Source organism: Tundrisphaera lichenicola (genome assembly GCF_051175385.1).
Taxonomy (GTDB): Bacteria; Planctomycetota; Planctomycetia; order Isosphaerales; family Isosphaeraceae; genus Tundrisphaera; species Tundrisphaera lichenicola.
Window position 1 is genome coordinate 6,766,995 of the sequence record NZ_CP195106.1, and the last position, 14,718, is coordinate 6,781,712.

Below are 14,718 nucleotides of genomic sequence, written 5' to 3' on the forward strand. Positions count from 1 at the left end.
TCCTCCCCCCAGGGCGTCCGGCCGGGATCAGGCCGGTGGATCGGGCTCCTCGGAAGGGGCGTCGGCCACGCCTTCCCCTCCCGAATCTACGATGACCGGGGCCGATTCGGCGATCGACTCTTCGAAGATCGCCCCGGCGATCGGCCCGAACCCCGACTCGGGGCCGAGCAGGTTGGCCGTCGGGGGGGCGGTCCGCGTATAGGCTTCCAGGGCGTCGACCAGCCGCCCCAGGAGGTGCATGGCCCGGGGGATGTCCCCGGCGGCGAGGTCGGAGATCCGCCGGATGCTGGCCTGGAATTCCAGGACGGCCTGCTGGAGCATCGGCTCCCACTTCTTGACCAGGATCGCCTTGGCCTCGGCCTCGCGGAGGCTGGCCTCGGCGACCCGGAGCAACTCCTTCTGCTCGCTCATGGCCGGGTTGTGCTCGGGGGTCTTGGCCAGCCGTCGCCGCGCGACCTCGGATCGGGCCGAGGCGACCCGCTCGCGTCGACGCTTGATCTGATCGATCCAGTAGGCTTTCCGATCCTGCTGGACCCACTGGACGGTCCGGCGGGCCTCCATCTTGACCGCCCCCAGGGCCCCCAGCGTCTCCTCGGCATAGAGCGCCAGCGCGGCCCGGAATTCCTTCAAGGCCTCGATCGATCGGACGTCGGCCTGGCTGCTCAAGGGAATCGTCCTTCCTCGACGGGCGTCCCGCGTCGGACGGCCTGCTCGCATGGGCGAGCCTATCAAGGGATCCCGGCGAAGTAAAGCCGCAGGGGGGCGGGGGCTTCAACGAGGCTGGTCGAGGGCGTCCATGTCGCGGACCGTGATCAGGCGGGCCCCGAGCGACTCATTATAGCGGACATCGCCCCGGACCCCGACCTTCCGGGCCAGGAGCCGGAAGGCGGGCAGGCCCGGCGGGATGCTCAGGTAGGCGACCGGCACGCCCTCGGGGCCGATCAGGGCGTGGACCTTCTGGCCGTCGACCTTGCGCGACGAGGCTTGCAGGAGCCCCCGGGCGTCGTAGGCTCGCTCGGTGGCCGTCCGGGCATCGGCCAGGGTCCGTCGGGCCAGCGCGACGTCCTGATCGCGACTCCGGCTCCGACGGATCGCCTCTTCGAACCGGCGGACGGGGTCGTCGTCGGTGCCCCCATACTGGGCGGGACGGACATGGCCGTCGGTCTCCGGGGGAGGGGCCGGCTCGGAGATCGGGGCGGGGTCGAGCCGGACGCCCTCGGCCCGGACAAAGCGGATCTCGCCGACCGGGGGGACGATCGCCAGCCAGGTGCTCGACGACTTCCTGCGGCCCAGCGCCAGCGGCGGACGGTCGACCATCCGGAGCGCCGTCCCCTGGGGCAGCGAGGGGCGGGGAGGGCCGGGAAGCTTGGCCTCGGCGCACCCCGTCCGGACCGCCGCGCGGGCCTCGACGACCTCGCCCCCGCCATCGGGGCCGACCCGGACCGCCGAGGCGTCCACCCAGTCGAAGGCATCGCGGGGGGGCCGGATCGCCAGCCAGCCCGGGGGCCCATCGCCCAGCAAGACGACCCGCTCCCCCTCCCGGAGCGTGTCCGAGGCATAGCTCGCCGGGTCGGGCTCGTCCATCACTTCGAGGCGGTCGACGATCACCACGCCACCGGCCCCGCGCGCCTCGGGCACGCTCGCCGCCGCGATCAGGCCGAGCCAGAGCGCCGCGAGCCGCCAGGCGACCATCCGAGCTTGCCCCCGTCCCGTCCCGCACCGCTCCCGAGCCGGGCGCACCGCCCGGGATCCTGGCTATAGCCCAATGATCGAGATCGGTCAAGGCGAACCGGGCCCACGAACAATCCCGGATCTTCCGGAGGAGTGACGGGGACTTGCCGGGTCTCCCACGGTTACCCTCGCGACACCAAACCTCAAAGTTCACCCAAATTGACTATCCTCAAGAATCGCGACAACCCATCCGTGAGGTACCCGGCCGGCCGAGAATTGGCTCGCGCAATCGGCCCAATCGGCCGATCCCCGACAATAGCCAAGATCAACGTCGAGACTTTCGAGACCGGGCCAGGCCGAAGGCGGTCGGATCGGGATTCAGGATGATGGGCGGGACGATCATGGGACGGCAGGCGTCGAGCCGGCGGACAATCCGAGCGATCGTGCTGCTCGGCGGGCTGATGGCGGCGGGATCGGCGGGATGCAGCACGATCAAGTCCACGGGCACGGCTCGCTCCGGGACCGAGCAACTGCTGCTGACCGGGGCCTGGGATGCCGCGCTCTGCCGGGTCGACTTCCGGCCGCTGGCCGATCGTCGCGTCTTCCTCGATCCCAGGTACGTCACGGTCGTCGACAAGGACTGGGTGATCTCCAGCATCCGCCGGACCTTGGCCCGGCAAGGGGCCCTGTTGGAAGACGACCGGGCGAAGGCGGAAGTCGTGGTCGAGCCCTCGGTCGGGGCTTATGGGACCGACGAACGGTCGTGCAAGGTCGGCCTGCCGAACATCGCCGCCCTGCCCACCATGCTGGGTTTCCCGTCGTTGGCGACGGCTTCCACCTCCACCTCTTCGCTGAATGCCTACCAGTCGAACCAGCAGGACGCGGTCGTGAAGGCCGCGTTCTTCGGCTACGACGCGAAGACGGGGCGGATCATCTGGGAGTCGGGCCCGCTGATGAACGCGGAAGGGGTGAGAGACCGATACGTCTTCGGCACCGGGCCGAACCGACTCGCCTCGCAAGCCGAGGTCGAGCACTACCCCCCCGAGGCCGAATCGCGCGTCCGTCGTCGATTCGTCCGGAGGCTCACCGGGAAGTGATCCTCCGGGCCGGAAAAGGTACGCATGCCGGGTCGAGGTGGTGGCACGATCGGGGCCTGACCGCCGACCGGAGAGATCCGAGGTCCCGTCGTCCTCCCCGGAATTCGGGGGCGAGGCGGGGCGATTCTTGGTGATGAGCCCGTTCGTGCCGGACGACCTCATCGCCAAACTCGCCCCGGCCCGTAAGGGCTGTGAGGGCACGTTCGGAGCTTGTTCATTTCCTCCGAATGTTTTAGACTGGTCCAGACCAGTCGGATTCAGGGAGGCTCTATGTCCGAAGAGAGCTTGGTCGGGTCTTACGAGGCGAAGACGCATCTCCCTCAGCTCCTCGACAGAGTCGAGCACGGGGAGACGATCGTCATTACTCGGCATGGGAAGCCGGTCGCGAAGCTCGTTCCCGCCACGACCGAGAAGGCCCGGCCCGACGTGGCTCAAGCGGTCGCGGACATGCTCGCGTTTCGGGACAAGCAAGGGCCGAAGCTCAAGGGCCTCAGGATCCGAGACCTCATCAACGAAGGTCGGCGGTAAGCCAGGGAAAGGAATCCGATGTCAGGAGTCACGGAAAGACTCGTCCTCGACGGCTCGCTCACTCTGGCCTGGTACTTCTCGGACGAAACCGACCCCTACGCCGATGCGGTCGCCCTGGGGCTCGCGACTCGGCAAGCCGTCGTGCCTTCGCTCTGGCGACTCGAAATCGCCAATACGCTGGTCGTTGTGGAGCGGCGGAAGCGGAGCACGGAAGCTCAAGCGGCTGCCTTCATCGCCCGCCTTCAAGTGCTCCCCATCGTCATCGACGACGAGACGGACGTTCGGGCTTGGAGCGAGACCATTCGCCTCGCTCGGGCTCACACGCTCTCGGCCTACGATGCCGCATACCTCGAACTCGCGATGCGGCGAGGTCTTCCGCTCGCATCGCTCGACGACGAGCTCAAGGCGGCGGCCAAGGCCGTCGGCGTGCCGCTGTTCACCGTGTAAAGCGGGAGCAATTCGCTTGCTGGGGTCTCGTTTTCCATTAGCCCTCAGTGGACAATAAATAGGTATTTCGAGCCACTGAGGGAAATTGATGCTGACTCGTCAATGGTACTACTCCTGATCCATAAACTCGCCGGGCGACCCGTCCAACGGTTGGAGTTGATGGAGTGGTCCTTCCTGCTCCGTCATGAGACCGCCTCGAAGGGGGGGGGAGCTCGTTCTGGCCCGTGAGTAGCAATGGAACAGAATACTGGAATAGGCAGCGATGGCTATACCTATTGCCTCACTCGGCACGCCAGCCAGGCCCCGAAGACCGCGAGCAGGTAGCTAGAGGCGATTGTAATCGCTGGCCCATAGAACACCTCGGCCCAAGGAGACCTTTCCGGTTTGAGAGCAGCCATCGCCGCGACGCAAACCGGATAAGCCATGACAAGCAAAACCGCGAAGCGTCGAAGGAACTCGCGGCTCGTCACTGGCATGCGATCGGCCAGCGTTTCTCCTGCCGCCTGCGGACACTGGGGCTACAAGTCCGTCCATGCGTCGAGCCCGGCGAAGATCGGGGTGCGACGGCCTGATTTCGGCCTCATAGCCCCGGAAAAACGCCCTACACCGATCGTATTCCAGTTTTCTGCTCCCATTGCAACTCATGGGCCTTCGACGCTCGTCAGCGGCGCGTACTCCGATACCAACTCCCGCCGATCAGGCCCAGCATGCCGACGCCCAGCAAGACCATCGAGCCGGGCTCGGGGACCGGCCTGATCAGGATCGTCCCGCTGATCGAGACGGACGGGTCCGAGTAGTTGCCCGCGAGCTGGCCCGTGGAAACCACGTCGATCGGCTTGGTTGGAGGCGGCGGGAACGGGCCGGGGAGGGGGAACGGGGGCACGAAGGGGGGATTGTAGGATTGCTGCTGGAGCTTCGTGTCGACCTTCCCATCCTCCTTCTTATTCATGTTGGTGATCACCGCGACGGTGATCGTCGTGATGCCGGTGATCGCGGCCGTGCTGACCCCGGCCGCCGGAGCCCCGAGCGTGCCGAAGCTGCCCCCTGTGGACAATGCCTGGATCCCCACCGTCCCGACGACACCGACGACTCCGATGAGCCCGACCCCGACCTGGGCCAGGGTGTCCCAGAAGCCATCCACCGTCGCGTCGGAATAGGTCCCATTCGTCATGATCGTGAAGTCTCCCAGGGCTCCGGTGTAGGAGAGATTCCCGGTCCAGGAGATGACATCCGTCAAGGCGTTGAAGATCCCGTTGTAGCTGAGGTTCAGGTGGCCGTCGAGGTAGTCCGAGGACAGGTTGTACGCCCAGCCGGTGTCGGAGATCGATCCCGACCAGTTCATGATCCGCCCCGAATCGACCCCCACCAGCGACGAGAACAGGGCGAGATCCTGGGCCACCGCCTCCTGCTGGACGAACAGGTTCGCATCCTTGGGGTCGATGAACCCGGCCGAGGCCCGCGTCGGGAGGGCGAACGTCGTGACGACCAGCGCCAGGGCCGGCGCGAGGAACGACTTCGAAGGCATGGCATCCTCCTAAATCGAAACCAATGGATGTTGGAATTTGACAAGAAGTGAGAATACACCAATCGAATTGAAGTCGGTCAATCAAAAAATCTCCCTCCGGTGGAAATTGGTTGGGAGAGGGCCCAAGGGGCGGGATCGCAAGCCCGGTCCCGCGATCGGGGAAGCCCCGCTTTGATGTGCATGCGAAACCCTCGCGTGCCGATCGAGATGGCCGGGTGGCCTGCTCGAGCGGACCGCGAGCGTCGATCGGCCCTGGAGCCGGCCATTGCCGAGTGCGCGGGCACGACCCGCGAGGTGCCCTCGAAGCCCAGCCTCGCGATCAGTCCGCCACCTTCGTCGGGATGGCGGGCGACTCGGCGTGCTCACGCTCCGAATCCCGGCAATCGGGACAGAAGAGCACCCGAGCCTCGCTCGATGGCCCGACCACGCAGCCGCCCCCGACGGAGGAGTTCGCGTTGGGGAACCTCGCCAAGCGGGCCTCGTACTCGCCGACCTGGGGGAAGCCGAGGCCGTATCGGATCGGGACCACGCCCTCCCGCAAGGCCCGGTCGTGGACCTCGCATCGGACCTTGCCCCGGGCCCGCGCGTCCATCAGGGGGGGCTTCGGAGGCGGGGCGGGAGCCTTGAGCTGCCTCGAGCGCCTCGACGCGAGATCGACGAGATAGGCCCCTCCATCGGGGGACGTGGCGAGGATTGCCCGACCTCGGGCCTGGAGCGACAGTTCCGATCGTAGGGAGGACGATTCGTCGAACATCATCGATCGGGCGAGCATGCTGGGCATCCCGCCCATCTCCCCCGTTCGGGCCCCTTCAACGACTCCCGGCCGGGGGCTTTCGCGGACGACGACATCCCAGAGCCGCGAGCCGGTCTTCGGATCTCTCGCCTCGACCCCATAGACCCACCCGAAGCCCTGTCCCTCGGGGGAGACCTTCCGCGTCGCCCGATATTCCACGCCATCGATGACGACCCGGCCGGTGTCCTTCGGGGCATTCGCGGGCCTGGGGGCCCCCGTCGCGCCCCGCTCGGCGAGGAATCTCAGGCTCGCCGCCAGGAGTAAGCACGCGACCAGCGACGCGATCAGTCGCCACATTCGCCTCGCCCGCCTCGATTTCAACATGAAATCATCCCCCTCCACGCCGCGAGATGCCCGGCACTTCAGCGGCCCGATTCCTGGAGCGACCGACCGGTCGACCAATCTCCTCGGGCCGAGGACCGACCAAGGGTGAACGAACCGGAAGTCTGATCGATTCCGAACATTGGACGACGGGACGCGTCCCGCGGTTCCCTACTCCCGGTTCGACGGGCCTCAGACGTCCAGGCCCGCCGCCCGGAGGATCGCCCCCCCCGCCGAGATCAGCACGATCCCGCCCGTCGCGCAGGCGAACCACCGCCAGAGGTCATCCCAGCGGGTGACGAGATAATAGCCCGCGTAGAACGGGATCACCAGGTAGAGGAACCCATAAAGGAAATCCTCGGAGAACGCCCCGTAAGCCCCGGCGAAGTAGCCCGCCAGGATCATCAGCGACCCGACGATCAGGAGCGTCCCCCCGACGATCATCATCCCTCGGGGGGCGAACATCGCGATCAGGGCCAGGGCCACCGATCCGACCACCCCGATCCGGATCAGCCAGGCCCCCCAGGCGATGTCCGGCCCCTCGGGACGTTCGCGTTTCTTCGAGGGGGCCGATGCGGGCCGTTTCCGGGGCTTCGCGGCGGGCTGGTCCCTCCGGGTCGGGGCGTAGACCGATCCGGAATCCGGGCGCGCCACCGCGATGGCCTCGGCCCGATCCGGCTGGGCTTCCGGTTCTTCCAGCGCGTAGCCGTCGGGCGCGAACTCGCCGGGCACCGGGATGGCGAACCTGTACTGGCACTGCTTGCAGCGGACCTGCCGACCGGCGAAGGTTTCGTCCACCTGTCCCGAGATTCCGCACGACGGGCAAACAAAGGCTATATTCATCGGGACCGTCTCACTTCGGACAACCGTCCAACCTTCCGCGATCCGATGATACCGCCAAATGGAAGAGATGTCCGGAAGAATCGCATCGGCCAGATTGGCAGGTTCCGGGTGTCGTCCTTACAATCCGGCCCGTTCGGCGAACCGGACTTCAAATCGCGAGGGCGGGTCGGAATGACTCACCGAGCAACGGCTTGCGGAATCGAAGAGCGACCTGGCCCGGCTCGATCGAGGGTACGCGAGGTAGTCGGCGCGAGGTTTGCCCTCTAGCATGGGGTCCAGGAACATCTCGATGTCCGGAGGAGAATGAACCATGAGACGATGGCTACTGGGATTCGGGATCGCGGCGTTGGCGATCGGCGGGGCAAATCGGGCCGAGGCCCAGATTCCCGGCACGACGGTGTATGAGACCGTCTCACCTGGTTACAAGACGGTGACTTACGGCGAGCAGACCAAGGTCCGTCGCGGCCTGTTCAAGACGGTCATCAAGCAGAAGCCGGTGGCTTACGTGACCCGGACGCCGCCGGTCGTCCGCGAGACCCGGTATGTCCAGGCCGCGCCGGTGGTCGAGAACGTGGTCGTCCAGCCCGCGCCGATCGCCGAGGACGTCCTGGTCCAGCCCTCGCCGGTCTACGAACGCCGCTACATTCAGCCGGCCCCGATCATCCAGAATCGGGTCTACCAGCCCGAGCCGGTGATCCAGACCCGCTACCTGATCCCGTATCGTTGATCGCGACGATCCCACGACCGAAGGCCCTGGAGTTGGCGAGGTTCCTCGCGAACTCCAGGGCCTCCTGCATGAACGGGGTGTAACCAGATTTTCTGGGGGTCTGTCTCGGCGGAGCAAGCTCCGCCCAGCAAAGCGAGAGCAAGCTCTCGCACTCCAAGGCCTCCGGCGGTCTCTGATGCGGCGGAGCCGCCTTGGAGTGCGGCAGCTTGCTGCCGCTTTCCGCCCCGGAGCTTGCTCCGGGTGCCGATCACCGCCAGAGTCGGCAAAGCAGCTCCAAGAATCCCCGGGTACACCCCATGTACGGGTCATCCCACCGCGCCCGGGCTAGGGGCTACCTCCGGGCCCTCGATCGTGGTACGAAGGAGGGATTCCCCGGGCGCGATCGGGCCGATTCCGTCGACGGGGAGGAGGGTCCTTCCTCGATGCGGATTCCACGCTTGAAAATGCCGATCGCCTTCGCCTTGCTCGGACTTTCGGCGATCGGGGCGGGTCCCCCCGGGCGGGCCGACGAGGTCGCGAGCTTCGATGACGGGGTGGCGACGATCCTCGCCCGGCGCTGCCTCGATTGCCACTCGGGGCCGGAGCCGAAGGGGAAGCTGGACCTCTCCCGCCGATCTTCGGTGATGCAAGGCGGCGAATCCGGCCCGTCCGTCGTGCCGGGACGCCCCGAGGAGAGCGTCTTCTGGGAGCGCGTCGAGGCGGACGAGATGCCACCCAAGGCCGGACTCCCCGAGTCGGAGAAGGCCGCACTCCGCGACTGGATCGCCGGTGGGGCCCGATGGGGGACCGACCCGATCGACTCGTTCCGGATCTCGACCTCGCGCCGGGCCGGTCGCGACTGGTGGTCGCTCCAGCCGGTGGCCCGGCCCGAGATCCCGGCGACTCGCGATTCGAAATGGGCGCGGTCGCCCATCGACGCCTTCATCCTGGCGAAGCTGGAAGCCAATGGCCTGACGCCCGCCCCCGAGGCCGACCGTCGATCGCTGATCCGCCGGGTCAGCTTCGACCTGACCGGTCTCCCGCCGACGCCCGAGGAGGTCGACGCCTTCCTGGCCGATGACTCGCCGTTCGCTTACGAGAATCTGGTCGACCGCCTGCTCGAGTCCCCCCAGTACGGGGTCCGCTGGGCCCGCTGGTGGCTGGACCTCGCCCGGTTCGGCGAGAGCCACGGGTTCGAGTACGACGAGTTCCGCCCGAACGCCTGGCGCTATCGAGACTGGGTCGTCGGGGCCTTGAACCGAGATCTCCCTTACGACGAATTCGCCCGGCTCCAGCTCGCCGGGGACCTCCTGGCCCCCGACGATCCATCGAGCGTCGAGGCGACCGGCTTCCTCGTCGCCGGGGCCTACGACACCGTCGGTCAGAACCAGATCAGCCAGGTGATGAAGGCCGTCGTCCGGGCCGACGAGATCGAGGATTACGTGGGGACCGTGGGCCAGGCCTTCCTCGGCCTGACCGTCCATTGCGCCCGCTGCCACGACCACAAGTTCGACCCGATCCGACAGGCCGAATACTACCGGATGGCCTCCGCCTTCGGAGGGGTCCGACACGGCGAACGCGACCTCTCGACGATCGACCCGGACCTGATCGCGAACCGCCGGAAGATCGAGGCGTTGGCCGCCCGGATCGAGGCGATCGAGCGTCCGGCCCGAGAGCGAATCCGGGCCGAACGAGGGGCTCCCGCCGAGACCGGCCCGACCCCGATGGCCTCCTGGGATTTCGCGAAGGGGCTGGACGATGGGGTGGGATCGCTCAAGCTCACCCTCGAAGGAGGGGCGACCCTCACGCCCGAAGGGCTCCGGCTCGACGGCAAGACCGGGTACGCGTCCTCGGCCCCGCTGGCGAAGTCGCTCAAGGCGAAAACCATCGAAGCGTGGGTCCAACTGGACAACCTGGAACAGCGAGGCGGCGGCGTGATCGGCCTCCAGTTGGAGGACGGTCGGCAATTCGACGCCCTCGTCTTCGGCGAGCAGGAGCCCGGCCGCTGGATGGCCGGCAGCGAGGGGTTCGCCCGCACGAAGGGGGTGGGCGGCGAGGCCGAGACCGAGGCGGCCCGACGCGCGGTCCACGTCGCGATCACCTATGCCGACGATGGCACGATCCGGATCTATCGCGAGGGCCAGCCCTATGGCCAATCCTATGACTCGAAAGGGCCGGTCGAGTTCGCCGCCGGAGAGGCTCGGGTGGTCTTCGGGCTCCGCCACGCCCCGGTCGGCGGCAATCGGATGCTCGCCGGGACGATCCTCCGCGCCCGACTCCACGACCGGGCCCTGGCCCCCTCCGAGGTCGCCGCATCCGCGAAGAGTTCGGGCGATTTCGTCTCGATCGAGGAGATCGCCCGGGCACTCGCCCCCGAACTTCGCGAGGAGCGCGCGAGGCTCGTCGGCGAGATCGAGTCGCTCCGGACCTCGAGCGCGGGCCGGGTTCACAAGGCTTACGCGGTAACCCCCCGAGAGTCGGAGGTGGCCCACATCCAGATCCGGGGCAACCCCGGCCAGCCCGGCGAGGTGGTCTCGGCCGGCGGCGTCGCGGCGGTGGCCGGCCCCTCCGCCGACTTCGGGCTCGCGCCCGATGCCCCCGAGGCCGAGCGCCGGAAGGCCCTGGCCCGCTGGATCACCGACCCGGCCAATCCGCTCTTCGCCCGGACGGTGGCCAACCGGCTCTGGCAGGCCCACTTCGGCTCGGGCCTGATCGAGACGCCCAGCGACCTCGGCTTCAACGGCGGGAGGCCTTCGCATCCCGAGCTGCTGGACTGGCTCGCGTCGGAGGCCCGCTCGTGGGGGTGGAGCCTCAAGGCGATCCATCGGCTGATCGTCACGTCGGCAACCTATCGCCAGTCGTCCCGGCCCGACCCGGCGGCGATGGCGAAGGACGCGGGCGACCGCCTCCTCTGGCGGAAGGCCCCGACCCGGCTGGAGGCCGAGATGGTCCGCGACGCGATGCTGAGCGTCTCGGGCAAGCTCGACCCGACCCTCGGCGGCCCGAGCTTCCAGGATCACGAGATGATCCTGACCAAGGGCTCGTCCTCGCTCCTGTACGTCCCGGTCGAGCCGGGAGCCCCCGCGCACGACCGAAGGACGCTCTACCGGGCCTGGTCGCGAGGGGGACGGAGCGACCTGCTTGACGCGTTCGACTGCCCCGACCCCTCGGCCACCTCGCCCCGGAGGCCCGTCACCACCACGCCGCTCCAGGCCCTGGCGATGATGAACAATGCCCTGGTCCTTTATCTGTCCGACGCCCTGGCCGGACGCCTGGCCCGGGAGGCCGGGCCCGACCCGGCTCGGCAGGTCGACCGGGCCTATCGCCTGGCCTTCGGCCGGGACCCCGCCCCCGACGAGCGGGCGAGGGCCATCCCGATCGTCGAGCAGTTCGGCGCGGCCACGCTGGCCCGTGCCTTGTTCAATAGCGGCGAGTTCTTCTATCTCGATTGATCGAATTCGCCGAGGGAGTTGCTCGATGGACCGTCGCGAGTTTTTCTCCTGGGTCCGGGGCGGACTGGCCGGCGCGGCGGCCGCCTCCTTGATGGTCCGAGACGGGACCGCCCGAGCTGGGGTGCCCCCCGAGTCCGACCCCCCCGGACCTCACTTCGCCCCCAGGGCCAGGCGAGCCATCCACATCTGCCTCTGCGGTGCGATGAGCCACGTCGACTCGTTCGACTACAAGCCCGACCTGATCGCCTCGCATGGCCAGTCGCTCAAGTCCGATACCAAGCCCGACGTCTTCTTCGGGAGGGTCGGCCGACTCCGCAAGCCCGACTGGGATTTCCGCCAGAAGGGCGAGTCCGGCCTCTGGGTCTCCGACCTCTTCCCCCACCTCGGCGAGGTGGCCGACGAGTTGACCGTGATCCGCTCGATGGTCGCCGAGACCGCCAACCACACCCCGGCCACCTTCCAGGAAAACAGCGGGTTCCGGCTCAACGGCTTCCCCGCGATGGGCTCCTGGCTGAGCTACGGCCTGGGGAGCGAGTCGGAGGACCTCCCGGCGTTCGTCGTGATTCCCGACGCCCGCGAGCTGCCCGCCGGCGGGGCGATCAACTGGTCCAACGGGTTCCTCCCCGCCCGTCACCAGGGCGTCGTCATCCAGCCCAAAGGGGAGCCGATCGACGACCTCTTCCCGAGCCGGTCGATCCCCCCCGGGGCCGAGTCCGCCGCCCGGGAGCTGGTCGCCGAGATGAACCGGCGGCACCTGGAGGCCCACTCCGGGGAGGATGCACTGATCGCCCGGATCAAGGGCTACGAGCTGGCCGCGCGAATGCAGACGTCGGTCCCCAAGGTGGCCGACCTGAAGGGGGAATCGGCGGAGTCCCTCGCGCTCTACGGGGTCGACCAGCCCGAGACGGCCGATTTCGGCCGCTCCTGCCTGATCGCCCGGCGGCTCCTGGAACGGGGCGTCCGTTTCGTCCAGCTCCTCTCGGGCGGGACGTTCGGCAGCCCCCGGAGGAACTGGGACGGGCATGAAAACATGAAGGAGAACCACGGACAGGAGGCCCTCCGGATCGACCGGCCCGTCGCCGGGCTCCTCCGCGACCTCCGCCGCCGGGGGATGCTCGACGACACCCTGGTCCTGTTCACCACCGAATTCGGCCGGACCCCGTTCACCCAGTCGGCCGCCGACGTCGTGGGCCTGGGCCGGGATCACAACGCCGAAGGCTTCAGCGTCTGGCTCGCCGGGGCAGGCCTCAAGCACGGCCACGCCCACGGATCGACCGACGAGGTCGGATGGAGGGCCGCCGACGACCCCGTGACCTGGCCCGACTTCCACGCCACCGTCCTGCACCTCCTGGGGATCGACCACGAACGCCTGACCTATTATCACAACGGCATTCAACGTCGGCTGACCAACGTTCATGGCCACGTCATCAAGTCGATCTTGGCTTGAATGGAATGCCTCCCTCTCCCTTTGGGAGAGGGCCGGGGTGAGGGTCTTCCCTCGCGACCAGTGACCTCCGACGATCCGATTCGGGGCTCGAAGGTGTGGCGAAAGGCCCCTCACCCCAACCCTCTCCCGGGGGGAGAGGGAGACAAACATTCGCAATCCTGCCTTGGATCGTTCAGGGGCGATTGCCCCCGGCACTCCCGCCCGGCCCGGAGTATCCCGGCCCCCGGACGATTTCGCCCGGCAAGGCCCCGGTATGCCTCCCTCCACGGACGACGGCCACGCCATTGACGAACACGTCGCGGATCCCGACCGAGGTCTGGTGAGGCGCCTCGTAAGTCGCGCGGTCGCCGACGGTGAGCGGGTCGAAGATCACCAGATCGGCGCGGAACCCTTCGCGGATCAGCCCTCGATCGCGGATCGACAGGCGGGCGGCGGTGGCCGAGGTCATCTTGCGGATCGCGTCTTCGAGGGTCAGGACCTTCTCCTCTCGGACGTACTTGCCGAGGACCCTCGCGAACGTCCCGTAGGATCGGGGGTGGACCAGCCCCTTGGCCTTCTCGGGGTCGTGGCCCCCGGCGTCGGTCCCGAACTTGATCCAGGGCTGGCGGAGCTGGAGCCGGAGGTTCTCCTCGCTCATCATGAAGTAAATCGTTCCGATCCGCTGGCGTTCGGCCAGGAGCAGGTCGATCGCCGTGTCGACCCACGGCTTCCCTTCGAGTCGCGCGATCTCGGCGAGCCGCATCCCGGCGTACTTCTTCGTCGATGGCTTTTCCAGGCCGAGGATCAAGACCTCTTCGGGCGTGGATAGCTCGACCAGATTTTCCCAGGGCTCGGTCGGGTGCAGGACCTCCTCGCGGATCCTGGCCCGGGTCTGGGGGTCGGCCAGGTTGTCCAGAAGCTTGCCGTTGGCCGAGGCCCAGGGGGGGAGGCAGGCGGTCAGGCCGGTCCCGGCGGCGACGTAAGGGTACATGTCGGCCGAGACGTCCAGCCCCCCGGCGCGGGCCCGGTTGATCTTCTCGACGGCGAGCTTCGCCTTGTCCCAGTTCCGCCGCCCGGCGGCCTTGAGGTGGTAGATCTCGACCGGGACACCCCCCTCGCGACCGATCCGGATCGCCTCGTCGATCGCTTCCAGGAGCTGGTCGGCCTCGGACCTCATGTGGGTGATGTAGAGCCCTCCGAACGGGGCCATCTCACGCGAGAGCGCGATCAGGTCTTCGGTCGAGACGAACGTGTCGGGCGGATAGATCAGGGCCGAGGCCAGGCCGAACGCCCCGTCCTTCATCGCCTCGCGGACCAGCCGCTTCATCGTGGATAGCTCGGACGAGGTCGGCGCCCCGGGCTTCATCCCCTTCACATAAGATCGAATCGTCTGCGAGCCGACGAACGAGCCGAAGTTGGCCGATCCCCCGTGCTTCTTCATCGCCTTGAGCCAGGCGTCGAACCCTCGAGGGCCATCGAACCGCTTCGAGGGGGCGTCGCTCTCCCCTTCGCCCAGGATCTCGGTCGTCACCCCCTGGGTCACCTTGCCGACGAGCCTCCCGTCCCCCCCCAGCAAGGCCTCGCGCGAGTGGCTCTGGATGTCGATGAACCCGGGGGCGACGACCATCCCCGAGGCATCCACCCGGACCTTCGCCGGGACCTCGCGGAGCTGCCCGCCCGGGGTGATCCGCTCGATGGTGTTTCCCGACACGGCCAGGTCGCCGACGAACCAGGCGTTCCCGGTCCCGTCCACCACCCGACCCCCCAGGATCACCAGGTCATAAGGCGGGCCTTCGGCCCTCGACTCCGAGGTCAGGATCGCGAGCAAGGCGAGTGCGAGGAGGCGGATGGTCATGAGTTCGAGTCGTCCCCGGGGGTGGGTCGGTTCGGCGGGATGGATCGGGCCAGA

12 protein-coding genes are annotated in these 14,718 nt (G+C 68.0%); 6 read left to right on the top strand and 6 right to left on the bottom strand.

What is annotated here, in order from left to right; translation table 11 throughout:
* Window positions 1-27: 27 nt before the first annotated feature.
* Both P12x_RS26875 and P12x_RS26880 read right to left on the bottom strand, forming a co-directional pair.
* Window positions 28-666 carry a hypothetical protein gene (locus P12x_RS26875; RefSeq protein ID WP_435008101.1) on the bottom strand — a complete coding sequence of 213 codons (639 nt, stop codon included), beginning with the start codon at window positions 664-666 and terminating at the stop codon, window positions 28-30.
* Between the two features lie 105 nt (window positions 667-771).
* Window positions 772-1,740: a hypothetical protein gene (locus P12x_RS26880; protein ID WP_435008102.1), complete on the bottom strand. Its 969-nt coding sequence runs from the start codon at window positions 1,738-1,740 to the stop codon at window positions 772-774.
* A 314-nt stretch (window positions 1,741-2,054) separates the two neighbouring features.
* On the opposite strand from P12x_RS26880, the gene P12x_RS26885 reads away from it, so the two are divergent.
* The 3 genes from P12x_RS26885 (at window position 2,055) to P12x_RS26895 (ending at window position 3,743) form a co-directional block, all read left to right on the top strand.
* A complete protein-coding gene (locus tag P12x_RS26885; RefSeq protein WP_435008103.1) occupies window positions 2,055-2,768 on the top strand; it encodes a DUF6655 family protein in 714 nt (237 codons plus the stop codon).
* Window positions 2,769-3,038: 270 nt separating this feature from the next.
* Window positions 3,039-3,296, top strand: a complete 258-nt coding sequence (locus P12x_RS26890; protein ID WP_435008104.1) for a type II toxin-antitoxin system Phd/YefM family antitoxin — start codon at window positions 3,039-3,041, stop codon at window positions 3,294-3,296.
* An 18-nt stretch (window positions 3,297-3,314) separates the two neighbouring features.
* Window positions 3,315-3,743, top strand: coding sequence for a type II toxin-antitoxin system VapC family toxin (locus P12x_RS26895; protein ID WP_435008105.1), 429 nt, complete (start codon window positions 3,315-3,317; stop codon window positions 3,741-3,743).
* Between the two features lie 661 nt (window positions 3,744-4,404).
* Here the strand turns inward: P12x_RS26895 and P12x_RS26900 are convergent.
* The 3 genes from P12x_RS26900 to P12x_RS26910 all read right to left on the bottom strand — a co-directional run bounded on the left by P12x_RS26900 (window position 4,405) and on the right by P12x_RS26910 (window position 7,180).
* The gene (locus P12x_RS26900) at window positions 4,405-5,268 is read right to left on the bottom strand and encodes a PEP-CTERM sorting domain-containing protein (RefSeq protein WP_435008106.1); all 864 of its coding nucleotides are present in this window, start codon (window positions 5,266-5,268) and stop codon (window positions 4,405-4,407) included.
* Window positions 5,269-5,587: 319 nt separating this feature from the next.
* On the bottom strand, window positions 5,588-6,358 hold the full coding sequence (locus P12x_RS26905; protein WP_435008107.1) for a hypothetical protein: 771 nt from the start codon (window positions 6,356-6,358) through the stop codon (window positions 5,588-5,590).
* Window positions 6,359-6,574: 216 nt separating this feature from the next.
* Window positions 6,575-7,180 carry a hypothetical protein gene (locus tag P12x_RS26910; RefSeq protein WP_435008108.1) on the bottom strand — a complete coding sequence of 202 codons (606 nt, stop codon included), beginning with the start codon at window positions 7,178-7,180 and terminating at the stop codon, window positions 6,575-6,577.
* Between the two features lie 355 nt (window positions 7,181-7,535).
* Between P12x_RS26910 and P12x_RS26915 the strand changes: the two genes are divergently transcribed.
* From P12x_RS26915 to P12x_RS26925, 3 genes are all read left to right on the top strand, one after another.
* Window positions 7,536-7,952, top strand: a complete 417-nt coding sequence (locus P12x_RS26915) for a hypothetical protein (RefSeq protein ID WP_435008109.1) — start codon at window positions 7,536-7,538, stop codon at window positions 7,950-7,952.
* 422 nt (window positions 7,953-8,374) lie between these two features.
* Window positions 8,375-11,383: a DUF1553 domain-containing protein gene (locus tag P12x_RS26920; protein WP_435008110.1), complete on the top strand. Its 3,009-nt coding sequence runs from the start codon at window positions 8,375-8,377 to the stop codon at window positions 11,381-11,383.
* A 25-nt stretch (window positions 11,384-11,408) separates the two neighbouring features.
* A complete protein-coding gene (locus P12x_RS26925; protein ID WP_435008111.1) occupies window positions 11,409-12,830 on the top strand; it encodes a DUF1501 domain-containing protein in 1,422 nt (473 codons plus the stop codon).
* 172 nt (window positions 12,831-13,002) lie between these two features.
* Here P12x_RS26925 and P12x_RS26930 read toward each other — a convergent pair whose 3' ends face one another.
* On the bottom strand, window positions 13,003-14,664 hold the full coding sequence (locus P12x_RS26930) for an N-acyl-D-amino-acid deacylase family protein (protein ID WP_435008112.1): 1,662 nt from the start codon (window positions 14,662-14,664) through the stop codon (window positions 13,003-13,005).
* Window positions 14,665-14,718: the final 54 nt, after the last annotated feature.